Origin of the sequence: Paenibacillus sp. UMB4589-SE434, from assembly GCF_030226685.1 — a bacterium.
Classification (GTDB): domain Bacteria; phylum Bacillota; class Bacilli; order Paenibacillales; family Paenibacillaceae; genus Paenibacillus_B.
Genome location: NZ_JASOYK010000001.1, coordinates 1,934,823 through 1,959,864, shown reverse-complemented (window position 1 = coordinate 1,959,864; position 25,042 = coordinate 1,934,823). Strand labels below are relative to the sequence as shown.

The 25,042-nt window shown below is 44.0% G+C and carries 21 protein-coding genes and 1 riboswitch; of the genes, 17 read left to right on the top strand and 4 right to left on the bottom strand.

Features of this window, described 5'->3' with window-relative positions:
* The first annotated feature begins 9 nt into the window (after window positions 1-9).
* Entirely contained in the window at window positions 10-252 is a 243-nt protein-coding gene (locus QP775_RS08085) for a hypothetical protein (RefSeq protein WP_285105047.1), read from the top strand.
* Window positions 253-285: 33 nt separating this feature from the next.
* On the opposite strand, the gene hmpA is transcribed toward QP775_RS08085, so the two are convergent.
* A complete protein-coding gene (hmpA, locus tag QP775_RS08080) occupies window positions 286-1,503 on the bottom strand; it encodes an NO-inducible flavohemoprotein (protein WP_285105045.1) in 1,218 nt (405 codons plus the stop codon).
* Window positions 1,504-2,297: 794 nt separating this feature from the next.
* Here hmpA and QP775_RS08075 point away from each other — a divergent pair.
* The 9 genes from QP775_RS08075 to QP775_RS08035 all read left to right on the top strand — a co-directional run bounded on the left by QP775_RS08075 (window position 2,298) and on the right by QP775_RS08035 (window position 12,419).
* Window positions 2,298-2,957 (top strand): YitT family protein, encoded by a 660-nt coding sequence (locus QP775_RS08075; RefSeq protein WP_239328329.1) that lies wholly within the window; start codon window positions 2,298-2,300, stop codon window positions 2,955-2,957.
* Window positions 2,958-3,098: 141 nt separating this feature from the next.
* A complete protein-coding gene (locus QP775_RS08070; protein ID WP_239328701.1) occupies window positions 3,099-4,052 on the top strand; it encodes a DNA-binding transcriptional repressor DeoR in 954 nt (317 codons plus the stop codon).
* A 425-nt stretch (window positions 4,053-4,477) separates the two neighbouring features.
* The gene (locus tag QP775_RS08065) at window positions 4,478-5,662 is read left to right on the top strand and encodes a NupC/NupG family nucleoside CNT transporter (RefSeq protein ID WP_239328328.1); all 1,185 of its coding nucleotides are present in this window, start codon (window positions 4,478-4,480) and stop codon (window positions 5,660-5,662) included.
* A 61-nt stretch (window positions 5,663-5,723) separates the two neighbouring features.
* Window positions 5,724-7,031, top strand: a complete 1,308-nt coding sequence (locus QP775_RS08060) for a pyrimidine-nucleoside phosphorylase (protein WP_239328700.1) — start codon at window positions 5,724-5,726, stop codon at window positions 7,029-7,031.
* Window positions 7,032-7,089: 58 nt separating this feature from the next.
* On the top strand, window positions 7,090-7,767 hold the full coding sequence (gene deoC / locus QP775_RS08055; RefSeq protein WP_239328327.1) for a deoxyribose-phosphate aldolase: 678 nt from the start codon (window positions 7,090-7,092) through the stop codon (window positions 7,765-7,767).
* Window positions 7,768-7,991: 224 nt separating this feature from the next.
* On the top strand, window positions 7,992-8,795 hold the full coding sequence (locus QP775_RS08050; protein WP_239328326.1) for a GAF domain-containing protein: 804 nt from the start codon (window positions 7,992-7,994) through the stop codon (window positions 8,793-8,795).
* 267 nt (window positions 8,796-9,062) lie between these two features.
* Window positions 9,063-10,406 (top strand): translocation protein TolB, encoded by a 1,344-nt coding sequence (locus QP775_RS08045; RefSeq protein WP_285105042.1) that lies wholly within the window; start codon window positions 9,063-9,065, stop codon window positions 10,404-10,406.
* A gap of 137 nt (window positions 10,407-10,543) precedes the next feature.
* Window positions 10,544-11,752, top strand: a complete 1,209-nt coding sequence (locus QP775_RS08040; RefSeq protein ID WP_285105040.1) for an MFS transporter — start codon at window positions 10,544-10,546, stop codon at window positions 11,750-11,752.
* Window positions 11,753-12,026: 274 nt separating this feature from the next.
* Complete coding sequence (locus QP775_RS08035; protein WP_285105037.1) at window positions 12,027-12,419, top strand: DUF3221 domain-containing protein; 393 nt, start codon at window positions 12,027-12,029, stop codon at window positions 12,417-12,419.
* Window positions 12,420-12,488: 69 nt separating this feature from the next.
* Here QP775_RS08035 and QP775_RS08030 read toward each other — a convergent pair whose 3' ends face one another.
* The gene (locus tag QP775_RS08030; RefSeq protein ID WP_285105035.1) at window positions 12,489-12,914 is read right to left on the bottom strand and encodes a hypothetical protein; all 426 of its coding nucleotides are present in this window, start codon (window positions 12,912-12,914) and stop codon (window positions 12,489-12,491) included.
* Window positions 12,915-13,073: 159 nt separating this feature from the next.
* On the opposite strand from QP775_RS08030, the gene QP775_RS08025 reads away from it, so the two are divergent.
* On the top strand, window positions 13,074-14,018 hold the full coding sequence (locus QP775_RS08025; protein WP_285105032.1) for an alpha/beta hydrolase: 945 nt from the start codon (window positions 13,074-13,076) through the stop codon (window positions 14,016-14,018).
* Window positions 14,019-14,315: 297 nt separating this feature from the next.
* Here QP775_RS08025 and QP775_RS08020 read toward each other — a convergent pair whose 3' ends face one another.
* Entirely contained in the window at window positions 14,316-15,044 is a 729-nt protein-coding gene (locus QP775_RS08020; RefSeq protein WP_285105030.1) for an SDR family oxidoreductase, read from the bottom strand.
* Window positions 15,045-15,276: 232 nt separating this feature from the next.
* Between QP775_RS08020 and QP775_RS08015 the strand changes: the two genes are divergently transcribed.
* Together QP775_RS08015 and QP775_RS08010 are read left to right on the top strand one after the other, a co-directional pair.
* Window positions 15,277-15,624: a winged helix-turn-helix transcriptional regulator gene (locus QP775_RS08015; protein WP_239328319.1), complete on the top strand. Its 348-nt coding sequence runs from the start codon at window positions 15,277-15,279 to the stop codon at window positions 15,622-15,624.
* A gap of 208 nt (window positions 15,625-15,832) precedes the next feature.
* Window positions 15,833-16,060, top strand: a complete 228-nt coding sequence (locus tag QP775_RS08010; protein ID WP_239328318.1) for a hypothetical protein — start codon at window positions 15,833-15,835, stop codon at window positions 16,058-16,060.
* Between the two features lie 7 nt (window positions 16,061-16,067).
* Here QP775_RS08010 and QP775_RS08005 read toward each other — a convergent pair whose 3' ends face one another.
* Window positions 16,068-18,464 (bottom strand): S8 family serine peptidase, encoded by a 2,397-nt coding sequence (locus tag QP775_RS08005; RefSeq protein ID WP_285105026.1) that lies wholly within the window; start codon window positions 18,462-18,464, stop codon window positions 16,068-16,070.
* 583 nt (window positions 18,465-19,047) lie between these two features.
* A riboswitch (cyclic di-AMP (ydaO/yuaA leader) is annotated at window positions 19,048-19,240 on the top strand.
* A 132-nt stretch (window positions 19,241-19,372) separates the two neighbouring features.
* Here QP775_RS08005 and QP775_RS08000 point away from each other — a divergent pair.
* From QP775_RS08000 to QP775_RS07985, 4 genes are all read left to right on the top strand, one after another.
* Entirely contained in the window at window positions 19,373-21,199 is a 1,827-nt protein-coding gene (locus tag QP775_RS08000; protein ID WP_239328316.1) for an APC family permease, read from the top strand.
* A gap of 464 nt (window positions 21,200-21,663) precedes the next feature.
* A complete protein-coding gene (locus tag QP775_RS07995; protein WP_285105023.1) occupies window positions 21,664-22,311 on the top strand; it encodes an imm11 family protein in 648 nt (215 codons plus the stop codon).
* 337 nt (window positions 22,312-22,648) lie between these two features.
* The gene (locus QP775_RS07990; RefSeq protein WP_285105021.1) at window positions 22,649-23,512 is read left to right on the top strand and encodes an alpha/beta fold hydrolase; all 864 of its coding nucleotides are present in this window, start codon (window positions 22,649-22,651) and stop codon (window positions 23,510-23,512) included.
* Between the two features lie 146 nt (window positions 23,513-23,658).
* A complete protein-coding gene (locus tag QP775_RS07985; protein ID WP_239328313.1) occupies window positions 23,659-24,405 on the top strand; it encodes a hypothetical protein in 747 nt (248 codons plus the stop codon).
* Window positions 24,406-25,042 lie beyond the last annotated feature (637 nt).

Here is a 25,042-nt window from a genome sequence, read left to right as displayed (position 1 = left end):
CGCCCTTTCATGAAAAATGACAATGGTCTAATTATAGCGGATTATAGCCAGATGTCGATATCAAATAGCATTGATGCTAATTACACCATTTATTCCTTACAGGGTCTAGCTTGCATGGAACCATTAACGACAAGAAGCCGTCAATCCACACCTGTTGGTGGAATTGACGGCTGTGCACAGCTTGAACAATCAAGCATACTTCGTATGCATAAGCGCCTGATAGATTGCCTTCATTATACAGACCACGCTTAGCAGGAAGTCTGGCCGTGGCTTAGGACAGCTTTCTTACTGCTCCAAGGAGCCGGCAGGACCAAAAAATTCATAATGTACGCGGGAGCGGTCCACTTGCAGTGTGTCCAGCGCCTGATAGATTGCCTTCATAAAAGGGACAGGTCCGCAAAAGTATACATCAGCTTCTGCCAAGATTGCAGCAGGTACAACGGAAACCAGCCAAGCCGCATCTATATAGCCAACATGGTCGCATGTGTCACTGTCGCCGGCCTGCTCGTAGCAAACAAACGAATGGACACGCTCATGTTCCTCAGCGAGCGCAGCGATCTCGCTGCTCAACGCGTGCATTGCGCGGTTCTGCGCCGCATGGATGTAATACACTTCGCGTTCCGGCTCCTCAGACGCGAGTGTATGCAGCATACTTGTCATCGGCGTTAAGCCTACGCCGCCGCTGAGCAGTAGAACCGGCGCGGAAGTGTCGCGCTTCAGCGTAAAGTCACCAGCGGGCGCAGTCGCTTCAATGATATCACCTTCATGCACAGCAAGGTGAAGGTAGCTGGACACCACGCCGGCAGGGGCGTTGGCATTGCCGTCCTCCCGCTTTACACTGATGCGATAAGTGTCCGAACCCGGTGCATTCGACAGACTGTAGTGGCGATAATGCGTATTTTTATGGCCCTCGGGCTGCACACGAACAGTCAAGTATTGACCAGGCTCAAAAGAAGCGATCGCTTGGCCGTCCTCCGGCTTCAAATAAAAGGACGTGATAACATCGCTCTCTTCTACTTTGCGTGCGACCACAAAGCGACGCACGTCTTTCCAACCGCCGCTTTGTGTCTCTGCTTCCTTGTACATGTCCTTCTCGACTTGAATAAAGACGTCTGCGATTACACCGTACGCCTCCGCCCAAGCGTTTATAATATCGTCCGTAGCAGCTTCGCCAAGTACATCTTTGATAGCGAGCAGCAAATGCTTGCCAACAATTGGATAATGCTCAGGCTTAATGCTCAGCGCGCGATGCTTTTGGGCGATCTGCTTAACGACAGGGATAATCGTCTCCAACTGATCGATATTGGCTGCAGCTGCGTATACGGCGTTCGCGAGCGCCATCGGCTGACGGCCCTGACGTTGATTCGCATGGTTAAACACATTCAGAAGCTCAGGATGATTGGTAAACATCAATTCGTAAAATCGTGTTGTAATTGCAGGACCATGTTCCGCCAATACCGGAACGGTAGCTTTAACTAATTCAATTGTACGTGGACTTAACATGAGGACATCCTCCTTAATTATAGGTCAAAGTTAAAATGATACTGCTGGATTGTGAAGTGCTCTTTAGCACCAAATGGTCAACATGGCTGAATGAGCTTGAGTCACATTAAAATGTCTGAATTGTTCCTGCTGCCCGGACAACCACTTCGGTAGACGCATAACCTATCATGTAGGGCGGACAGCAAAGCGAAATGTTTATAACAGCAAGCAGCTTACAGTTGTCATTTTACGGATGTGATAAACATCACAGCGTGATCTAACGCACATCAAATGTGATCGCTTCTTGAACATCTGTACTATCTATTATGGTTATTTACCATAGTATGGATACGGGGGGGTCAATTTAAGTAGGAAATGTTGGAAAAGTGTAAATGCGTCAAATTCACGAGCATGGCAGAGCAAATACAGCAGGAAGCAGACCATAGATGGGACTGGTTCAGGCTCGTTCCCGTTAAATGCGGTTAAATCCAGACGGCAGCGATATTTGAAGAATGGATGCGGTTTGGAGGGCATATAGATTGTGGTATAATATCTTTAGCTAAGGTTAACCCAAAAACAATTACAGAAAGGATCAGGATACCAATGCGTCCCCGAAGGATGATGCCCCAAAGGACAATCTGGAAACGTTATGATCTTTCCTACATCTAGCTTCTCTCGCAGATCGTGAAGTCACTTGACGAATGAGACTGACTGCGAAGGAAGCGTGACGAAGATGAATCGAAGGATGAAGTCCTCTATTTGTATTCCCGCAGTCAGTCATAGGCAAACTATGCGACAGACGAGAGGGAACAAAGATGAGGAAAAACGAACAATTACGTAACATAGGTTGGATGTTGTTAGGATCAATTTTACTTGCTTTTAGTTATTATCACATTAATTTTCAGAACCATTTAGCAGAAGGCGGGTTCGTAGGCTTGGCGCTTATCGGCAAATATACATTTGACTGGTCGCCTGCTCTCACCGTATTGCTGCTCGACATTCCGGTATTTATTGCGGCTTGGTTCTTCAAAGGCCGAACCTTTATTATGAACACAGCGATTGCTACAGGCGTATTCTCGCTTACTTATGAGCTGTGTGAACGGTTTTCGCCGTTTGTGTTTGATTTTGGTTCGAATTTACTGCTTGCGGCTATTGTGTCCGGGATACTGACTGGATTAGGCGCAGGAATTGTGCTTCGCTTCGGCGGCGCGACAGGCGGCGATGATATTGCAGCACTGTTTATAAGTCGTATTACGAAGCTGAGCGTAGGTACTGTATTTATATTGATTGATGTCGCGGTATTGCTTGTGTCCATGTTTTTCCTGCCGCTTATGGATACGTTGTATACGATTTTGGCGGTAAGCGTAGCGGGCAAAGTGATCACGTGGACCGTTCAAGCAGGTACGGCACGTCGTCCGGTAAAGGTAGCTTCCAAAGTACCTGCAGTGCCGGCAGTTCGGCATCAGCATGGATAATAGACATTTAATAAGGAACCGTTCGATTGCTGCCTGTGAAGGGGAGGATCGAACGGTTCTTTTTGCCTTGCGCTGTACAGCTGATTGTGCCACAATGGGGGTAACTCAGGATGTATGTCGGACGTGATTAACGGGGGAGCTATGGAATACGAGAAAATTAGAAAAAGCATCGAAGCAGCGAAGCTGTATTATTTGCACGACTACAGCCAACAAGATATTGCAAGTCGACTCGGCGTGTCGCGTCCAACGGTATCGCGCCTGCTGCAGCAGGCCAAAGAAGAAGGATTCGTAGAAATTCGTATAATGGACCCAAGGGAAGACAGGAAGCAGCTTCAGGAGGAACTGGAGCAGGCGTTTGGGTTGGAGCAAGCGTTGGTCGCTTCGATTCCGGCATTTGATGAGCCGATCATTAAGCAGTACATTGGTATGCTTGCAGCGGAATACGTGAACAGCATCGTGAAGGATGGAGATATCATTGGCACGACATGGGGAACGACCTTGTATCAAGTTGCTGCACATCTGGAGCACAAAGCATTAAAGGATGTACAGATCGTACAGCTCAAGGGGGGCGTTAGCCATTCCGAACAGAAAACATATGCATCTGAGATTTTACATTTGTTCGGACAAGCCTATAACGCGATGCCTTATCATCTACCGCTGCCAGCCATTGTGGACCATGTAGTAGTGAAGCAAGCAATCGAAGCGGATCGCCATATCCGGAGGCTGCTGGATTTGGGCAGACAGGCGAATATTGCGTTATTTACAGTAGGTGTTCCGGATGCAAACGATTCGTTATTGTTCCACCTTGGTTATTTTACGGAAGAAGATATTCAATTGTTGTCCCAACATGCTGTTGGTGATATTGGATCGCGGTTTATTGACAGAGAGGGACGAATTTGCAACGAGCAGCTAAACGCAAGGACGATTGGAATTGAATTGGAGGAGTTAAGGCAGAAGGAAAAGTCGGTATTAATTGCGGGCGGAGCACAAAAGGTTGACGGTATTCGTGGAGCCTTGCAGGCGAAGTATGCCAATGTGCTGATTACAGATCAATTTACGGCAAGACTTCTGTTGAATCGGGATAATCTGAATTAGCTGTACAGCTCTTTCATAAAAATAGATCATACTAGAGATACTGTCATAAGGCAGTATCTCTTTTTGTGCTTGTGTGTACATAAATAGAAATTAACAATTTGAGATGTTATGATTTTACAAATGTTCAATATGGTATGTGAGGAGGTAAAGATTAAAGAGAAGATGATACAAAATAGTTGAATTGGGAATGAATACGTTGTGGAAATGCTGGAAATAAAGCAATATTGAATAATTTAAGAACATGAAGTCGAATGAATATAACATTTGTTCAAAATAGTATTTACAAAAGTTCAAATGCTTAGTATATTACATTCGTAAGGCGTACATGATTGCGGACGTGCGAATCAGGGTACTGATTAGCGTGTTATACGTTAGAAAGTAAGCGCTATTATAAAGCAACACATTAAAGAGCTGGAGGCTATAGAATGAAATTTGTGTATGCCCTGTTAGGACTGCTGCTTGTCTTTGGACTGGCGTATGCGGTCAGCAACAACCGCAAAGGTATTCGTTACAAACCGATATTTGCGATGATTGTTACGCAATTGGTGCTCGGATTTATCGTATTAAATACGGAAATCGGGATTGTGTTGATTAAATTTGTATCAGGGCTCTTTGATAAGCTGATGCAGTTTGGTATAGGCGGCGTGGAGTTTGTATTTGGTGGTCTGCAGAATGAAGGAGCTTCTACATTCTTCTTAAACGTATTGCTGCCAATTGTCTTTATTTCGGTACTGATCGGAATATTAAACTTCATTAAAGTCCTGCCCTTTATTATCAAGTATGTCGGATTAGCTTTAAGCAAGCTGAACGGCATGGGCAAGCTGGAGAACTACGTTGCGGTTTCCGCAGCCGTGCTTGGACAATCGGAAGTGTTCCTAACGACAAAAAAACAATTGGGACAAGTGTCCAAACAGCGGCTCTACACTTTGTGTACGTCAGCAATGAGCGCAGTAAGCGTGGCGATCGTTGGAGCGTACATGACGATGCTGGAACCTAAATATGTCGTAGTTGCGATCATCTTAAATATCTTCTCGGCACTTATTATAGCGAGTCTGATCAATCCTTATAAAGTGACGCCAGAGGAAGATGTTGCCGTTGTACAAGAGGAAGGCAAGAAGGAATCGTTCTTCCAAATGATTAGTGAGAGTATAATGGATGGCTTTAAAGTTGCCATTATCGTTGGCGCGATGTTGATTGGTTTTATCGCATTAATGAATATGATCAACTGGGTATTTGAAGCTATCTTCCAAATATCGTTCCAAAATGTACTTGGCTATATATTCGCTCCTGTCGCTTTCTTAATGGGAGTTCCTTGGTCCGAAGCCGTATCTGCGGGTGGCATTATGGCTACAAAGCTCGTAACCAATGAATTTGTGGCGATGCTTAACTTTAAAGAGATTGCGAGTGGTATGTCCGACCGCGCGGTTGGTATCGTATCTGTGTTCTTGGTAAGCTTTGCTAACTTCAGTTCCATTGGAATCATTACCGGTGCTGTCAAAGCACTAAATGACAAACGTGGTGACGAAGTGGCGCAGTTTGGCTTAAAGCTGCTGTTTGGATCTACGCTGGCTTCCATTTTATCGTCAACATTAATTGGATTATTCTTGTAATTGCGGTTTTACCGGCTAAGCCGGATCACTATAAACGCATCGTTGGAGAGGATGGCTTATGATGAGAATGGTTGACTTGATTACGAAAAAGCGGGATGGCGGACAACTGACGAAGCAAGAAATCGACTTTATTATTGAAGGTTACACAAAAGGTACGATTCCGGATTATCAGATGTCTTCCTTCTTAATGTCCGTATTTTTTAAGGGCATGACACCTCAGGAAACAGCAGACATGACAATGGCAATGGTGGATTCAGGCGATACGATTGACCTGTCCGCTATTAAAGGAATAAAAGTAGACAAGCACAGCACAGGTGGTGTGGGCGATACAACAACAATTGTGCTGGCTCCCCTAGTCGCAGCAGTAGGAGTACCAGTAGCAAAGCTGTCTGGACGTGGTCTTGGCCATACCGGAGGCACGGTTGACAAGTTCGAAGCAATTCCTGGCTTCCATGCGGAAATTGACAATGAACAATTTATCAAGCAGGTGAATGAAGTTAAAGTTGCGGTTACAGGACCCACAGGCAACTTGACTCCTGCAGATAAGAAAATCTACGGATTGCGCGACGTAACAGGAACGGTAAACTCGATACCGTTGATGGCAAGCTCGATTATGAGCAAGAAGATCGCCTCCGGATCTGATGCGATTGTGCTTGATGTTAAGGTTGGCGCAGGTGCGTTTATGAAAGACTTGGAGGGGGCCAAAGCGCTTGCCGAAGCGATGGTTGAAATCGGCAGTAATGTTGGCCGCAACACGATGGCGGTCATTTCCGATATGAATCAGCCGCTCGGATATGCGATTGGTAATGCGCTTGAAGTGAAGGAAGCAATCGACACGCTGCGTGGCGAAGGTCCTGACGATCTGCACGAACTGTGCTTAACGCTTGGCAGCCATATGGTGTATTTGGCTGAACATGCCAAGAGTGTTGAAGAAGCGCGCCGTCAGTTGGAGGATGCGATTGAGAGCGGCAAAGCGCTGGCAACGTTTAAGGCGTTTATAGAGGCACAAGGCGGCGATGCATCCATCGTGGATGAGCCTTCCAAGCTTCCAGCAGCAAACTATCAGATCGCTGTTAAAGCGAAGCAGGACGGTTATGTATCCGAGATCGTTGCAGATAGCATTGGGACGGCCGCTATGATTCTAGGTGCTGGCCGTGCGACAAAAGAGTCTGAGATCGACCTTGCTGTCGGACTTATGCTGGAGAAGAAGATTGGTGATGAAGTGAAGCAGGGGGATACGATTGTAACGATCCACAGCAACCGCGAGGCAGTAGAAGATGTGATTGAGCGTATCTATGAGGCTTATACCATCACAAGCAATAAAGTGGAGCGTCCAACGCTGGTTCACGCAGAAATTCATTCCAAGTAAGCTGCAGCATAAGGAAGTGGCAAGTAAAATATAACCCAATTGAGTGGAGGAACCCTACATGAACACTGAACAAATTGCACGTTTAATCGATCATACTTTATTAAAGCCTGACGCAACGCGCGATGCGATTATCCGCCTAGCGGAGGAAGCAAAGCAGCATCATTTTGCATCAGTATGTGTGAACCCTGCTAATGTAAAGACGGCATATGAAGTATTAAAAGATACGCCTGACGTCAAGGTGTGTACAGTAATTGGTTTCCCGCTAGGGGCTTCTACACCTGAGGCGAAGGCATTTGAGACACAAGATGCGATTGCTAACGGAGCCACAGAGGTAGACACCGTTATTAATGTAGGCGCGTTAAAAGACAAGCTGGACGAGCTTGTAGAGCGTGACATTCGTGTAGTTGTGGAAGCAGCAAAAGGTAAAGCGCTTGTTAAAGTTATTATCGAAACATGCTTGTTGACGGATGATGAGAAAGTTCGTGCTTGTGAGTTGTCTGTACGCGCAGGCGCTGACTTTGTAAAGACATCAACTGGTTTCTCGACAGGTGGCGCAACAGCGGCCGATATCGCGTTAATGCGTAAGACTGTAGGGCCTGACGTAGGCGTCAAAGCTTCGGGCGGTGTCCGCAGCGCAGAAGATTTCGCAGCAATGGTACAAGCTGGCGCGAGTCGGATTGGAACGAGTTCCGGTATTGCGCTGGTGAAGGGTGAGCAGTCTAATTCGGCTTACTAAGTCGGACGGATAAGATGTTTAAAAGACTTTGATATAAATAGAACGTCAGGAGCTGTCTTTGGTGTACGTGGCCAAAGGCAGCTCTTTTTTGCGCGGGTACATAGTTATAAACAGAATTAATAATGGAAATAAAAACAACCCTACCCATTAAGAATGCATGTTCGCCCATACCTGCGCATATGCTTGTATTATACAGGCATTATGATGCGGATGGAGGCGTTATGATGGAAGCGATCATAAAGGCAATGTTGGAGAAGCTGCCGCCTTGGGGCTATCATTTGTTTACCGTTGTTATATCTGCAGGCATCATATTTTATTTTTTTAAAACGCTGTATATTAATAAAAAATTGAGTGATATGGTATCAGACGTGATGACAAGAGATGAGCGCATGCAGACGTATCAGGAAAAGTTGGATACGCTTCGCACATCTCAAATGGATAGTGAGCACGCTGCTCAGCAATCTCTTTCCGCGCTGCGCAACTTGAAGACATTCACAGATACATGTAGTGACCTGCGAATGCTATTAGACCCTTACATGGCGCTGACAGAGTCGGCTTTTTTGCTACAGCGGATGCTGGACATGCTTGCAATCGACATGAAAATGAAGCCGGGAGGCCACCATCGTTGTGGAATATGGTTGTACGCAGATCAGACCTTAACGCTTCGTTTTGCGTCTGCGGGCTTCCCCAAAAAGTATGTTGGTGAGCGGCAGCTGCATGTCGATCGCTCCGTAGCAGGCCGCTCCTTTCGAAAGCAGACGGCAGTTCATTGTTCCGACGTTAAAAAGGATGAGGACTGGGAACGTAATCTAGATTCCAAAAGTCCGTATCAATCACTGCTCTGTCTTTCGTTAGGTGTGCATGGTGTATTAACTATTGATGGGCTGGAGCCCTTCCATGAAGCAGGCAGAGTCATTGCTGACATGTATGCCAGCCTTATGATAGGCGTGCTTGCAGACCATGCTGCCGCCTTCCAGCTCTGGGCAGCTTCCAGGCTGGAAGAACAGGGGGGAAACGTAACCGCGTAGGCCCGCATAGGCGCGCTAACCTTCTGCGGACCTCCTGCAGACTGTGAAGGATCAATATGAAACCCCGAACCGCATTAAAACGATAAAGAATAACTTCTATTTTACAGTGTGCATGCCTTACACTTAGCAGATGGAGCAGTTGCAAGGACAGACCATACGTTTTGATGATGTTGGAGTCCTGCTCATGATGCAGTCACCGTGCATAAGCCTTTAAGAATAACGAACACTACCTCTGTATTGTGATGAGATATGGAGGCTGATGTAGGCATGAATCGATTTGGTACACAAAATGTGCTTAAGTCCCGACAAACATCCCGATGTTTAGTACTGGGAGTCCTACTGTTAATCGGGCTGTGCAGCGGCACAACAACTGTAAGTGCGAGGTCGGTCAACCATCCAGGACAAGAAGTGAATCAACAGATCGACTACCCGCAAGCTGCCTACATACGCGCTGGATCGCTGTGGATTAGCAAGGGTGGTGTGGAATACCGAGCTACTGATCAGACGAGGGCGAGCTTGCCCAAATGGTCCGCAGATGGCAAGTTTATTGCTTATTGGGTGGCAGAGCAGAACTTGTGGGTATATGACGTGGAGCGCAAGCGAAGTGCACTTGTAGTGGAGAGCGCAGATCAATACAGTTGGTCTCCCAAGGAGCATATACTGGCTGTTAGGGAAAATGGACTGCTAAGTGTTGTGGATATTGCACGGCTAGCGGCAGGACAGCTCCAGGTCCAGCAGCCAGTCGTATCAGGTGTCGGAAATTATTCATGGACACCTGACGGAAGTGGCTTTCTTGTGTCATCGCTAGCTCAATTGCAACCTACAGGCTGGACCAATGTCAAATTGTATGTGGTTCCACTCACGGCCAACATGGACCCCAAGCAGGTAAAACAGCTTTATATGCTGCCAAGTCAATCGGACGACTTTTTTGCGGTAGGGACAAGTATATTTAAGTGGTCTTCAGATGGGAAGTGGATCGCCTTTATCGCCAAGCCTACCGCATCGTTGTCGGCGGACGGCAATCTATTATGTGTGTTGTCTCGTGACGGATCGAGATTTTACACGCTAGACAAAATGTTAGGTTATCCGTCTTGGTTTAATTGGGCACCACAAACGAATAAGCTAGCTTCTATTACAGGTGAAGGGCGATTCTCTGTTGAAAATAAACAGCTAACAGTGGACGAACTTCCAGTGATCCAATCCAAATCCTATACACCAAGCGGGTATGCGGACCGAGACTTTACATGGCTTGATGACTATCATATCGTAGTTGCACGAGCAAAAGAGCGGGCATGGTCAAACACACCGGGAGAAAGACCACTACCCGCATTGTACAGAATTGGGTTAGATGATAACCAACAAATCCGAATAACAAACCCTCCATCGGGAAGTGGAGATTTCTTTCCTCAGCACGTGAAGTCCCGTAGTGATCGTTTGACTTGGATCCGGACAACCCGAAAGCAAGCAGATGCATGGTCATCGGGACCATCAGGCGATAAACCGTATCTGATCATAAAGCAATTGGACATGCCAAATGAATATTATGATCATTTCAATTGGGAAGAAGTCATTGCGTGGTATGGGGGGAGAAGCAGGGGAGACTTCCAATAAGAACTTCCTACGGATGGTTAACGCTGTCTCATATTTTCTGTCTGTAATAAGAATGAGTTGGTAATTGTTTCTACCAACTGATATGATAATATGTACATTTGGAGTATATATTTCTTATAAGAGACGGAGAATCGTAGATGTGGAGAAATCGAAACGTATGGATCGTGTTGGCAGGTGAATTTATTGCGGGGCTAGGCATGTGGACCTCCATTATTGCGAATCTCGAATTTATGCAGCAGCATGTTCCATCTGACTTTATGAAGTCACTTATTTTATTTACAGGTTTGCTAGCGGGAATTATTGTAGGTCCTTTAGCTGGGAGAGTTGTTGATTCAAATCGAAAGAAGAAAGTATTGATTATATCAGGTGTAGGCCGGCTGATCAGTGTATGCTTTATGTTTCTGGCGTTGGCCTTTGACTCTGTGACATGGATGGTGGTGTTCGGGGTAGCGTTGCAATTGTCGATGGCATTTATGTTCCCGGCTTTGCAGGCGCTCATCCCGCAGATCGTGGCAGAGAAGGATCTGATGACACTGAATGGTGTATTTATGAATGCATCAACAATTGCAAGAATTTTGGGAACGGCTCTTGCGGGTGCACTGCTGCTTGTCATGAGCTTGTACACGTTGTATTTATGCTCCTTTATCGCGTATGCGTTGCTGCTTGTTTCTACCTGCTTCCTGAAAGTAGATGAGGAGATATCGACTGACAAGCAGGGCAAGAGTAACAGCAAAGGTGCGTTTAAAGAGATGATACCAGTATTAAAAACAATGCCTGTCGCGATGATGATGCTGGGTATTTCATTGCTGCCGATCTTGTTTCTTGGATCGTTTAATTTGATGGTTATTAATATCAGTGAACTGCAGAACAGCGTGCAGATTAAAGGTTTATTGTACGCAGCAGAGGGGATTTGCTTCTTTATCGCCGCGTTGTTTGTCAAACGAATAATGGGTAAAGGCAGCACATTAAAAAAGCTGTTTGGATTATCGGTCGTTATTGCCATTTCACAATTCCTGTTATTTTTTGCGGACATTCCAATCATCTCGATCGTGTCGTTTGGTCTGTTAGGATTTGCTCTGGGTTGTTTCTTCCCGCTCGTCGCAACTTATTTTCAAACGGGAATTCCAAAGGAGTATCATGGTAGATTCTTTTCGCTGCGCGGTATGTTAGAACGATTATTATTCCAAGTTGTACTGCTGTCATCCGGATTTTTCCTGGATACGATCGGATTAAAATACATGGTGCTGATCTTTGGCGCTTTATCCATTACTATAGTGCTGTATGGTCTATTTCAGGCTAATCGGTTATCCGCATATAAGCTGGAGGCTTCTAGCTCCGTTTCATAATTGGCGTCAATCAATTGCATATACGAAGACCTGTGACCTGTTGCTCCATCGGAGTTGGCAGGTCTTTTTTTATTTTAGGAATGCAGTGTAGAGTCTCGATTATAAGAGCTTAAATCAGAATTAAACAACCATAAGCGCACATAAATGATCAGTCACGAATCTGTTGTGTGAATTGCGGGCAAACTGAACGAGACATTGAACTTATTCCCATTCCTAATGTTCGAAGTGTCGAAAGAAAGATAGGTTGAACATGGAAGCTAAGGGGGCTGGTACGATGAGTTTTGGATTAAAGTGCATGCTGCGAATAAGCTTATTTATAAGTTTAATAACAATAAGCACAGCAGGCTGTCTGTGGCCCGAATCAAGGGCGGTGTCCGTTGACGACAAGCCATGCCAATTCAACGGATATATTGTGACACATCAGGTAAAAGAGGAGCAGGTGCTGTTTGTTTGGGGTAACATCAGAGCACAGGACTTGGAGGACAAATCGGTGCAGCAGCTTATACAGTTGGTCAAGCCGAATGCGCTTTGGGTAGATATCCGCTCCATTCCACAATCATTCAGTCCAGGCGACAAGGTTCATTTATGGATTTCCGAACGCGATGAGATAGCTTATCCAGGTACGGCCAAGGCGATCAGATTGGAGATTATAAACGGATCAAAATAAGAAGCAGCTGCGTGCAAGAAAGCTGCTTCTCTGGCGTCAGACGTGTAGATATGAATGTATGCTCCCTTGTTACATCAGTGCAATGACAAGAAGCTCAAATAACACTAAAGGTAAGATGACGTTGTTGTAGTAAGGATTGAAGGCACGGTAAAAATCGTAAGGGCTAGGGCTGTGACTGTAGGAGTGGCAGCCGCAAGACTGGCCGGGCATGGACTGCATAGGGGTCTGATGCATGTAAGTCATATCATATGAATAAGGCATAGGCTGTTGCGGTTGAGGCTGCGGCTGGCCTGCAATGCTTAAATGAAGGATGCTGCCCTCGACTTTGACAATGACTCCTTCATAAATTTGACCGTCAATGGTTGTGATTTTGACATGGGAGTTAATATAAGGGCTAACGGCTTGTTGCGCCCGCTCGCGGACGCCTTTCAGATTGGTAACCGTATTTGGTGTGGCTTGATACACCACTGCAGATTCGCTAGCATTAGATGACATATGAATAACCTCCGATATTGTAAATAGGGATAATGTATCGTATGCGTTAGCCCATGGATAGGTTCACAAGTGCAGAATCGAGGGCAAAGATGATTTGTTCGGTAACAATGTGTATAATATGACATATATTAAACTGAATTCCGAGGTGAACAGGCAGAAATGAATATTGTAGTGGGAGTAACAATAATTGCACTTGTGATAGGAATGGGAATTGTGGCGGCGAGCTTATATTTTTACAAATTGGCGGTCAAACGATCGAGCAAGTCGTTTCTGTCAGGCGACCCGGATACGGAAATAGCCAAGGAATGGAAACGTCACGCAGAAGAGAACCAGCAATGGTTGAGCCGTCAAAGTTATGAAGATGTAGAGATTCAATCGTATGACGGGTTGAAGCTGCATGGCTACTATATGGCAGCGAAGCAGCCGACGAATAAGTTAGCCATATTAGTGCATGGTTATTCCGGTCAAGGACGCGACATGGTATCTTACGCAAGTATTTATTATGACTCGTTAGGATATAACGTGCTTATGCCGGACAATCGGGGACATGGTCTTAGTGAAGGCCATTACATCGGATTTGGTTGGCATGATCGCAAAGATTATTTAAAATGGATTGAGTATCTAATCACACGGTTCGGCAATGAGGTAGAACTTGTTTTGCATGGGGTATCTATGGGAGGGGCGACCGTATTGATGACTAGCGGGGAGGAACTTCCGGAACAAGTCAAAGTGATCGTGGCTGATTGTGCGTACACTTCTGTGTATGACCAATTGACTTACCAGCTCAAACAGATGTTTAGGTTACCCAGCTTTCCGCTATTATCCACAACCAGTCTGGTGTGCAGACTTCGCGCAGGCTATTCTTTTAAGGAGGCAACTGCACTGAAGCAGGTAGAGCGTGCCAAGACGCCAATTCTGTTTATACATGGGGAAGAAGATACGTTTGTTCCGACTCAGATGGTATATCCACTGCATGCGCGATGCAAGAGCGACAAGGAGTTATGGATCGTTCCTAAGGCAGCTCATGGTGCCTCGATCCTAGTGGATTACGATGGATACGTGGAGAAAGTGAAAAATTTTGTAAATCGATATATTCCCGTATAAACAACATGTTTATATGGATCTGTTTATAGGCTTCCAATCGACTTAGGTGCACCATGAAGATACATGTTGCAGCTCTTTCGATGGGGCCTATTTGGTCATTTTACCTCTAATTAAAAAACGGAAACCCACATACTGCCCGCGTCTTAATGTATGATCTATAGCTTTTGAGCTCCTACTTGTTGCTGTTCTTACCAGGTGATGAAGTGTGATTTGACCCGATACTGCACGTCATGAAAAAAGGCCCTCGGAACTAGTCCTACGGCCTTGGAATCAAAACGATATCGTCTTATATGTTAATTAGCGTAAAATGTAACCCCCGTCTGGGAACAGGGTACTGCCTGTTGTGTAGCCATTTGTCATCAAATAAATAACGGTATGTGCGGCTTCAGCAGCCTGCCCCACTCTCCCCAACAGATTCATGCTGGTGTAGGCATCGTAAGCTTGATCTCTTACTTCCTGCGCCGCGCCTTCCCAATTAAATGCTGTATAGATGGTGCCAGGGGAAATGACATTTACCCGAACAGGAGCTAGTTCAACTGCTAACGCTTTGCCCAAGCTTTCGATGGCTCCGTTACAGGCGGCATATGAAGCACCGTCAGCCAGCGGTCGTTGACCAAAAGCGCCAGACATGAGCACGATCGAACCATGCGGATTAAGATGTGGAGCCGCATATTTTGCTGCATTGTATTGTGGCCAGAACTTGGCGTCAAAGCAGCTGTGTGCTACCTCTGTACTAGAGGAGAGCGGACCTCTTACATAAGAGGCGCCAGGTGTAAATAAGTGATCAAATTTGCCAACATGCTCAAAAAAAAGCTGCAGCTCCGCTTCATTTTGATTATCTAAAGGGAAGGTTTCTACAGAATCATTGTTTAGATACTGAAGGGCGATATCAAGCTTAGTCTGCGAGCGACCTGCAATAATGACATGTGCTCCTTGTTCGATGGCTTGCTGGGCAGTAGCCAGACCTATACCTGAGCTGCCTCCAATTATGACCACACGTTGATTGTTTAGCGAAATGACGGGCATCTGTACTCTCTCCCTCTCCATAATTAAGCACTGCCAGTTATAGACTTGTTAGAGCTGTGCTCTTCTTATTATTGGGTACAACGGGAGCGTTGCAAAGTACGCACTTGGTTCGTACTTAGTACGAACATTCGTACCATAGTGCATATCATGGGATTGCGAGCTGACAGAAGGATTCACAATAGTGGTGCAAGATGAAAAATCATTTTGTATGATGGACAAAGAGGTGAATCTGATGAACAGGAATAATCAGGAGCCGCGATTAACAGGCGTACTCACAACACTTGACATCGTCGGTGGCAAATGGAAGCCATTGATTTTATTTATTTTGCTGACGGATGGTACCAAACGTTTTGGCGAGCTTAAACGGATGATACCGGAAGTTTCACAAGGAACATTAACCAAGCAGCTGCGTGAGCTGGAACATGACCAACTGATCGAACGTGTGGTCTACCAAGAAATACCGCCGCGAGTGGAATATAGCGTATCAGAACATGGTCAATCTTTTAGATCTGTGCTGGATAGCATGTGTGTTTGGGGAAGAGCGCACACAGATTATATAAGCGCGGATGACGAGGAATAGGGGAACAGGAGATGGAGAATATAAGTTATCTATTGTAAATGTATTTTCACAAGGGAAATATAGATGCAGCCATTATGGCCGAAGTCCTACATATAGACCAAGATTGGATGGATGATCGTTATCCGATACAAGAGGTATCAACTGGACTTCCAGTCCTAGTTGTCCCTTTAAAGTTATTGGCAGCAGTTAGAAGTGTGCACACATTCAGATGGAGAAATATACGGAACTCATTAGGGATAGAGCGGCAAAAGCAGTAGTGATGTTTTCGCCAGATGCTGATCCGCTGATCATGGCAGTAGGGGATACGATTAAACTTAACAAAGCGGCCCAAAGTCCACAGAACTTGAGCCGCTTAGCAAGATCCTATTTGATTGCTCACGAAGAGCTTTGTAAGGGGCTGCTTTACCCTGCTGCTCCTCTATTTTTATCCTTATGATTATAAATTATGACTGCACACGGGACCATAATGCTGGTACGATAGACGGCTCCCAGCCCGTCAATGAGGTATGTGGCTGTATACATTTATATACGAATCCACCATATGAGACAAGATCGCCAGCTTTGTAAGCAGTGCCTGCCCGCCATGGAGTGGTTCCCGTATCTTTGTCGGGCAGCTTCGTTGTTATAGGTGAGCTATGCGGCGACACTTTGCCCTCGGCATTTTTAGCCCTGACTGTAAATGTGTAGGTTTGCCCCGAAGTAAGCCCGGTTACCGTATAATTTTTCACCGCAGTAGTGGCGATAAGGTTCCCTTGATTAAATACTTCGTATTGGAGGCCGAGCGCAGTACCGTTAGGATCGATCCATGTCAGGCTGGCCGTATCATAAGTGACACCGGTCACCGTTAACTGCTCAGGTGCTTTCAGTACCACAGGCTCTGTATCACCGGGAACGATTTCGGCATTATTACCTGACACCACTAATGCGAACGGTTGCGCGCCTTGTGGTACGTTGTAGCCTTTAATGGTCACAATGTAGTCGCCAGTTGACGGTGTGTTCAGATAGACGTTTTCAACGTTGTTGACGTGGTCAGAACTGGCGCATGTAGAGCTTGCTGTGTTCTGTACAAAACAGTTGCCTTTTAATATTTCATTATTTGGAGCTTTTACCTCAAGATCAAGATCGTTTACCAATTGCTTACCTGCTTGGACTGCTCCTTGGTAATCGCTCCAAACGAGAGAGATTTTTAATGGCTTGCCTGCTGTAGATTTCACGCGGTACGATATGGAACCATTTGTATTTAATCCAGCTTGGTTGTCAATAAAGCCGCTTTGTCTTCCATCGGTTGGGGTAAGTGAGTTAACCAAATTCACACGGCCCCAGCCTGTCTCTCTACTCATCCAGCCATAACCTACATCTTCTGCTCCGTTAATAAGTGTAGCCTTGATGAGTGCCGACGATGGTGTTACCTGTTTATTTTGGATATAAAATTGGCGAACAATTGCAGCTGAACCAGCAACGGCTGGAGTGGCCATGGAAGTGCCTGATAAGCTGGTGTAGTAATTGTTCGGGTTAGGCGTTCTGGTTGAAGCAGATGATCGTGCCGATATGATATTGGAACCGGTTACAACAAGATCCGGCTTAATCCGGCCATCAATGGCATACCCTCTGCTGGAAGTTGAGGCGATTTGATTCGGGTTCGATTTTTGTAGGTTACCAACCGTGATCGTGTTTTTGGCATTGCCAGGAGTTGAGATGGTATTGTTCGAGCTGCCGTCATTTCCAGCTGCGAACAGAACCGTGAAGTCCTTGTTGTTGAACGTAAATTCGTCAACACGCGAAGAATTGGCGTTATAGGAGTAATTCAAGCGGGCTCCCCAGGAGTTGGTATGGATGGCTGCTCCTTGCTGCTTCGCTGTACCGAACAAGTCGCGCACATCGCCAGGGCAAATGGAATCTCCACCGCAGCCTATCGCCTGGAAAAGTAGTTTGGCGCCGTAGGCAACACCTTTGTACTTACCGTTAGACATGGCTCCGCTGCCAAGCACGGTACCAGCTACGTGGGTACCATGGCCGTTCGCGTCAGACCAGGTACCAGTTGATGGATTCGGGGCTGGCGTGGCATGAAGCTGTCCTTCAAAATCCTTGTGCAGCGTGCTTAAGCTTCCTGAATCCAGGCCGCTGTCAGCCACACTAACCACTTGGCCACTGCCTGTCCAACCTTTGCTCCACACACCGGTTGGTGTAGAGGCGTTTATTTGATTAGTAATAAAGTCATTGGATATTCCGTATTGTGGCTTTTGCTCAACGAAGGTTACATCTGAATGCTGGAGTACTAGAGGAATTTGTTCATCACGCAGTACGGCTTCGATGAAGCCTTGCTGTACATCGGTAATTGTAATTGCTTGCTGCTGCAACGAACCGGCTACTTGTGATTCGCTTCCTTTGAATATGGAGATGACGTAATTGTTAGATTGGCTGTGTGTTGAAGATAGGGTGGTGCCGTCCTTCCATTGGGCTTGAAATGGAGTGACGTTGTAAATGAGTTCGTTTGCGGCGAGGATGCCGGCTTGTTGTGGATTCATACGTACGAGATAAGCATAATCAGGAAGATAGTCGCCAATTTCCGCCCCAGTCTGAAGCAGCAGCTGCTTGGATGACTCGGTTATGACATCCCTGAATTGAACGACGTACAATTTATGCTCCGTGCTGCCACTCTCCTCCAGGAGATCGTCGTTCCATGTTCCCTCCTGTAGATTGACACTTCCTGTCCTCAGATGGAGTAGTCTCTCAGACGGTCCGCTCATCTCAGACTTTTCGTATGCCCCGACTGCTGAGGGCATTAGGCTGAGCGCCATAGCAAGCGATAGAACAAGGGAAAGTATTCTTTTGTTTTTCATTTTTCATTAATTCCTCCTCTATAAAATGGGTATGCTTTCCGTAATTGCGGATAAACCAAATAACATCATCACTCCCTTGTATCAGGATTACATTTTCGCACCATTAAAGTTCATTAATAGTTCTTAATAGGTTAATAATTTGGACAAAAATGTATATTGACATCTTATTAAAGATCATATTAGATTTCAATAGCTTTCTTTTATTTTTTAATATTTTTTTAATACTTCGTATAAGACAGGGGCAATAAAGACTGGAAGCCTATACTCACATGCATGTGCTCTGTTTTATCATCTTGAATCCTTTTTCATATATGATGTGTTCAAATTATAGGTCAATTCTTTCGTTTAATGATGGTATTTTGAACTATATTGAGAGGCTTCTTGCACATGAAGTACCTTCATGAGAGAAAAAGGAGATCCATGCACACACCCATTTCAATGTTCTTAGGACTAAAATAAACCTAAGGTCAAGTTAAACATAAAATAACGTTACCTGACGTATAAATAGCTTGTTACAAAATTAGTTTACAAAATTGATTAACTGGAGTATTATACATTGCGGTCCAATAGAACAAATAAGAAAAATTTTAATTCGCTTAATTTCCAAAATGGAAAGCGGGGGAACCATTATGTGATGTATGCATACATGCATGTCCATCATATGTGGGTGAATCCTGATGCGTTGGACAATTATGAAGTCCGTTAACGAATCAGGTAGGGCTACTCTCACGGCCCGAATCCGTCAGCTAACCTCGTAAGCGTTGATTGGAAGGTACGAACTTAGGGTAGAAAACACAGGGTTAGATGCTGTGTTTTTTGTTTGCCTAAAAATGACTAAACGATTTAGATCCGGAGTTTATTTTTGAATTGCAGGGTACTATACAAATAAAAAAAGTGGAGTGAAACTCATGTGGTCTTCGCTAAAAAGATTTTTAATTGGGCGACCATTAAAATCGACTGAATTGGGCGAGCAGAAATTAAATAAAACAAAAGCGCTCGCTATTCTCTCTTCAGATGCTTTATCCTCAGTGGCATACGGCCCTGAACAAATATTGTTAGTCTTAATTACGGTTAGTGCTGCGGCTTATTGGTATTCGATCCCGATCGCTATTGGGGTGTTAGTGTTATTGACAGCCCTTATCTTGTCGTATCGCCAAATTATTTTTGCGTATCCTCATGGTGGAGGCGCTTATGTTGTCTCAAAGGAAAATCTAGGGAAGTACTCAGGGCTGATTGCGGGAGGATCTTTATTAGTTGACTATATTTTAACGGTTGCTGTAAGTGTATCAGCTGGGACGGATGCGATCACATCGGCGTTTCCAAGCATGCATGATCATAATGTAATTATCGCAATTGGATTCGTTATTTTTATAACGATATTAAATTTAAGAGGAGTAACAGAATCTGCTTCCATTTTAGCTTATCCGGTTTATTTGTTTGTTCTTGCTTTATTTATTCTCATTGGTGTAGGGGTTTACAATATTTTGTTTGGTCATGTATCACCTGAACTGCACACACCCATCGGAACACCCGTTGCTGGAGTTAGTTTATTTCTGCTTCTGCGAGCATTTGCCTCGGGCAGCTCCGCATTAACCGGGGTGGAAGCTATTTCAAATGCGATTCCTAACTTTAAAAGCCCAGCACCAAATAATGCTGCCAAAACGTTAATCGCAATGGGCTCCCTGCTTGCAATCTTGTTTTCAGGAATCGTTATTTTAGCTTATTATTATGGAATTAGTCCTCTAGCAGAGGCAACGGTTGTTTCTCAAATTGCTGAACAAACGTTTGGCCGCAACTTTATGTATTACTTTATACAAGGTACTACTGCATTAATATTAATTCTGGCTGCGAATACCGGCTACTCTGCTTTTCCATTGCTGGCTGTTAATCTGGCGAAGGATAAGTTTATCCCGCGAATGTTTACGGTTAGAGGAGATCGATTAGGTTATTCCAATGGCATTGTTATTTTAGGGCTGTTTTCCATTCTGCTCATTATTGCTTTTGAAGGGCAGACCGAACATCTTATCCCCCTTTATGCAGTAGGGGTATTTATTCCATTTACACTGTCTCAGACAGGAATGATGCTGAAATGGATTCGTGAAAAACCTGCTGGCTGGATGTCGAAATTTATCATTAATACAACAGGAGCATTGATAAGCTTTATTGTTACGATGATGTTCTTTTTAACGAAATTTATGCAGGTTTGGACAGTGTTTGTATTTTTACCAATCATCATCTTTATTTTCCATCGTATTAACAAGCATTATGAAGCAGTGGCTGATCAATTGAGAATCACAACCTGTGAACCATCCGTGCCAATTGAGGGAAATGTGATCATTCTGCCTGTCGCGGGTATCACCCATGTAGTAGAGAACTCCTTAAATTATGCTAAATCATTGTCGGCTCATCAAATTATCGCTGTATATGTGCCATTTGAAAGAGAAGATGAATTGGCGTTTGAGGAGAAATGGAAAAAATGGCAGCCTGATGTGAGATTAGTGACATTAATCTCTCCATATAGAAGCATCATTCAGCCATTAACTAAATTTATTGATACCGTTCAGCGTAAAGCGAATGAATCCAATTATCAGGTTACTGTTATTATCCCACAATTTATACCTAAGAAAGGTTGGCAGAATATATTGCATAACCAATCCAGTTTGCTGATTCGTGCCCATTTGCTGTATCGAAGAAATGTGATTGTTACAACGGTACCGTACCATTTGAAGTTTTAAGATCTAGTTAACATTTAAGATCCGGTTAACGTTAAGAGTCAAGGAAATAGGGGCTGCATCCCGTCAATGAGACAGGGATCAAAGCACCTCGCAAAATGTAAGCAGCCAGTCGTCGAAAATCAATCGGCGACTGGTTATTTTAATTCGTTTGAATAGGATAGAGTTTATCCGATGGCCTATTTTTTCAGCAGGACACATTTTTTGTTTTTTATTTTTTGAATCACCACCCCATATAAAATGAAAAACTGCAGACTATGGGAGTGGAAAGACCCCTATATTATTAATACATTAATGGTGCATACATAAGAAACGGTAACTAGTATGACTTTTTGTGGGTAAGAATCAAAGATGCTCAAAAACAGAAGATATTGCTCAATAATTGCAGGCAATACGGAAAATGTTAATGAGTGATGATTGATATTAGCAGTATGCTGCATTTTTTGTTTAGAAGGGAATGAATAAACGTGAAATTATGGGAGACGGCTTATCGTATTAACAATAGTAGTATAAGAACCACAGAGACTAATCATTCACCCTATAATCATCCAGATATGTATGTCGGTAAATTAATCGGAGAAAATTGGATTCCATTTGATGTATACACGTATGAAGAGGGAGAATATACAGATTTTTATAATTATTTTGGCGGTCTGCCTGTTATAAATAGAAAGACATATGAATGCCTAAGACCTTATTTGGAAGGTGAGGTAGAGTTTCTGCCTATTAATCATCCTGGAGCAGAACTGTTTGTCATGAACGTTGTCAGTGTACTTGATGTTCTAGATTATGAGAAGACAATTGTCCCAATATCACCGTTTGGTAATAATATGAGATATGTCGACTTTGTTTATTTTTCAGAGGAGAGAATAAATCAAAGTGTGTACATTTTCAAAGTTCCAGAAGCCGTTACCTCAAGATCGTTTGTTACTGAGCGTTTTGTAGAGTTGCTAGATCATTTTAAATTAAGAGGACCACAGCTCAATCTTAGTTGGAGAACTGAATTTATTTCTGATGTACCCCAGAACCAAATCGAACGTTATAATCAGGTATTACAACAATTATGGAATGATGTAACTAGTGAAAAAAATTCCTTTTTCACAGGCTCTAATTGACATTCAATCAAACAAAACGTATAGAAGTGGCGAATATAAGTTGAAGCTTGACTATGGAGACATTCGGATCGGTACTCTTACTAATGAATGCAGATTCGCTTGAAGAGACTTGCACTACATCACACCTAAATTAGAAGAGTTGTTGTGGCACGAAGACGACACAAATGATTTTGGTGAATTTATTTAACACGGATTGATGTAAATATGCAGGATTCCTTTTTACCTATCTATTCACATATAAATAGTTTTTTTCTAAATCAGAAAAATGACATACCTCAAGGGACCCTGGATTTTATCATAGAACTATACAATTAAAGTGTGAAATACGGAGGAACCAATGCAAGGGATTATTTCGAAAATAAACGGTGTGTCGCTTTGGCATATTGTTCAAGGTCAGGGTATACCAATTGTGCTTATTCATGGGGGGCCAGGCTCGTATGACTATTTAGAACCTGTGGCTGAATTGTTGGATAAGAGTTGTTTCCAAATTATTCGATATGAACAACGAGGAAGCTGGAGGTCTGAGAAAACCGGTCCGTATGACGTAGAGACTTTTATAGAAGATTTAGAACAACTAAGGATACATTTAGGTGTGAAGAACTGGATTGTATGTGGACATTCTTGGGGGGCGTCACTGGCGTTGGCATATTCCACAAAATATAGTTCTAATGTTACAGCGCTAATCTATATATCGGGAACAGGGATAAATCCAGCTTGGCATGCTGACTATCGTGTAAATAGACTTGATAGAATGAGTCTCGGAGATAGAGAAGAATACATCTATTTACGATCAATTATAGAAACATTAAGAGACGAAGAAAGAGATCATACAAAAGATCGAATACGTGAGATCAGTTTAAGAACTGATTTAAATGATCAGGTTAACTATGATAAGCTGCCTCGTAGTGACGGACCATTTGTAAACAATGAAGTGAATCAAAAAGTTGGTGCAGAATGTAATGAGTATTTTGAAAATGAGAAATTTAAAACAACGGTTATATTAAATAGTTTTCCCTCTCTCTTTGTCCATGGAGAGACAGATCCTCGTCCGTATAAATACGTGAGAGAGCTTGCGTTCAATTTGCAAAATAGCGAATTTATATTGATTCCTAATGCTGGGCATTATCCATGGCTTGATAATCCTAATGCTATAGGAAAATCTCTTAATGAGTTCTTGACTAGAATTAACCTCTACTTGTAATTATTTCGTATAGCCTATCCATTATCACTTTTAATTGTTTGATTGACGAATGGAAATTATTGCAATAAACTAATGGTGTTCAAGCGTCTTGACAAATAATAGAAGGGAATGATGGATCAATGGTTAAAAAAGGCATATCAAGGGTGATGATACTTGCGCTTCTGTTGAGCTTTTCGTTAGGTACAAACGTAGGTGTGTTCACACCTTCTGCAGAAGCTGCCTCAAGCAGTGCCACGTTTAACTGTACTAGTTATGGAGTGACCACCATTGTACCCATCGGCACGACGCTGCCAGCTGGCTGGATCATTTCGCTGAAAAACGGCGACACATTCACTGCTCAGTGCTTAATTGGTGGTGCGACAGGCGTGACGGCCATTGCTATGCTTGGTTCTGCAGTTCCAAGCGGTTGGGTGGTCATCAATCAAACAAGCACTTATCTTAACCTTCAAAATACAAATGGAGCTAGTTATGGTGTAACATATACTGTCGTTCCTATCTCGCCGCTGCCAGCTGGCTGGGCGATGATAAACAGAACGGACAGTACAGTGTGGATCAAAAACCTCAATGGCGCACCTAAAGGTGCTCAGGTCACAGTTCTGATTGGTACTCCATTACCGAATGGATGGGCGATTGTCAATACAATAGGTTCAACGATGACCATTAAGTACTTGATAGGAGCAAGCTTCGGCGAGATCACTACGATCTTACCGATCTCACCGCTCCCATCTGGTTGGGCGGTCGTTAACAAAACAGATAGTACGGTTTGGATTCAGAATCTGAACGGGGCTAGCGTGGGTACGACGGTGGATGTCCTTCCGGGTTTCCCTATACCAGCGGGCTGGACAGTAATAGGGACAGTAGGCACTGTTGTTAAGATTAAATATACAGGATAATTCCAGAGCAAACGCTAGTGCTTCGAAAGCATCAGCCATCATTTTGTACTGCCGCTAGGAAACGCAGTCCGCATGTGTGCAGAAGGGTGCCTTCGCATAGATATATGAGCGCATATACTGTATTTTTACAAAGAGTCGAGTAGAATCCTACGACTCTTTTTTTATGTAACATTTATTTCAATGTGTCTGTTCAATTTACTGTAGCAGATTCAAAGAATGCAGGAATGAACAAGTAAATCTACAAGCAAGATCATGCAGTTATTAAGTACGTGCGATGTACTTGAAACGTCTGTTATATTACAAATCGAAAATGCTTTACTAATGAAATCAAGGGCTGTATCTGAGTATGCAGTTAAATGTGGGATTGATCAGGGTCAGAGATAGGAGAGGTCTAAAGTATTCATAAATAAGAAATCGTCCCCAATTGTACCCAATATCTAAGATTGTGGTGTTATGAAAGTGAAGGAAGGTTATAAAATCCGTGATACATAAGGCTTTATCAAACATTAATTGAGCGCCCTATTGCTAGGGCGCTCTCATGGGAGAGGAGAAACCGGACGAAGAGCTTATGGGGAAACGTAAGTCTTCTCCGCGGTTGTCTACGACATTCGATGATGTCGATAATTAAAGGATTGCC

Coding starts and splice junctions, on each gene's coding strand:
- QP775_RS08065 (WP_239328328.1), top strand. CDS start 4,478: ATGAAATTTGTGTATGCCCTGTTAGGACTGCTGCTTGTCTTTGGACTG.
- QP775_RS08075 (WP_239328329.1), top strand. CDS start 2,298: ATGAGGAAAAACGAACAATTACGTAACATAGGTTGGATGTTGTTAGGA.
- QP775_RS08050 (WP_239328326.1), top strand. CDS start 7,992: ATGGAAGCGATCATAAAGGCAATGTTGGAGAAGCTGCCGCCTTGGGGC.
- QP775_RS07990 (WP_285105021.1), top strand. CDS start 22,649: ATGCAAGGGATTATTTCGAAAATAAACGGTGTGTCGCTTTGGCATATT.
- QP775_RS08010 (WP_239328318.1), top strand. CDS start 15,833: ATGGAGAAATATACGGAACTCATTAGGGATAGAGCGGCAAAAGCAGTA.
- QP775_RS08005 (WP_285105026.1), bottom strand. CDS start 18,464: ATGAAAAACAAAAGAATACTTTCCCTTGTTCTATCGCTTGCTATGGCG.
- QP775_RS08020 (WP_285105030.1), bottom strand. CDS start 15,044: ATGCCCGTCATTTCGCTAAACAATCAACGTGTGGTCATAATTGGAGGC.
- QP775_RS08025 (WP_285105032.1), top strand. CDS start 13,074: ATGAATATTGTAGTGGGAGTAACAATAATTGCACTTGTGATAGGAATG.
- hmpA (WP_285105045.1), bottom strand. CDS start 1,503: ATGTTAAGTCCACGTACAATTGAATTAGTTAAAGCTACCGTTCCGGTA.
- QP775_RS08035 (WP_285105037.1), top strand. CDS start 12,027: ATGAGTTTTGGATTAAAGTGCATGCTGCGAATAAGCTTATTTATAAGT.
- QP775_RS08085 (WP_285105047.1), top strand. CDS start 10: ATGAAAAATGACAATGGTCTAATTATAGCGGATTATAGCCAGATGTCG.
- QP775_RS08070 (WP_239328701.1), top strand. CDS start 3,099: ATGGAATACGAGAAAATTAGAAAAAGCATCGAAGCAGCGAAGCTGTAT.
- QP775_RS08000 (WP_239328316.1), top strand. CDS start 19,373: ATGTGGTCTTCGCTAAAAAGATTTTTAATTGGGCGACCATTAAAATCG.
- deoC (WP_239328327.1), top strand. CDS start 7,090: ATGAACACTGAACAAATTGCACGTTTAATCGATCATACTTTATTAAAG.
- QP775_RS08040 (WP_285105040.1), top strand. CDS start 10,544: ATGTGGAGAAATCGAAACGTATGGATCGTGTTGGCAGGTGAATTTATT.
- QP775_RS08060 (WP_239328700.1), top strand. CDS start 5,724: ATGAGAATGGTTGACTTGATTACGAAAAAGCGGGATGGCGGACAACTG.
- QP775_RS07985 (WP_239328313.1), top strand. CDS start 23,659: ATGATACTTGCGCTTCTGTTGAGCTTTTCGTTAGGTACAAACGTAGGT.
- QP775_RS08030 (WP_285105035.1), bottom strand. CDS start 12,914: ATGTCATCTAATGCTAGCGAATCTGCAGTGGTGTATCAAGCCACACCA.
- QP775_RS08045 (WP_285105042.1), top strand. CDS start 9,063: ATGAATCGATTTGGTACACAAAATGTGCTTAAGTCCCGACAAACATCC.
- QP775_RS08015 (WP_239328319.1), top strand. CDS start 15,277: ATGAACAGGAATAATCAGGAGCCGCGATTAACAGGCGTACTCACAACA.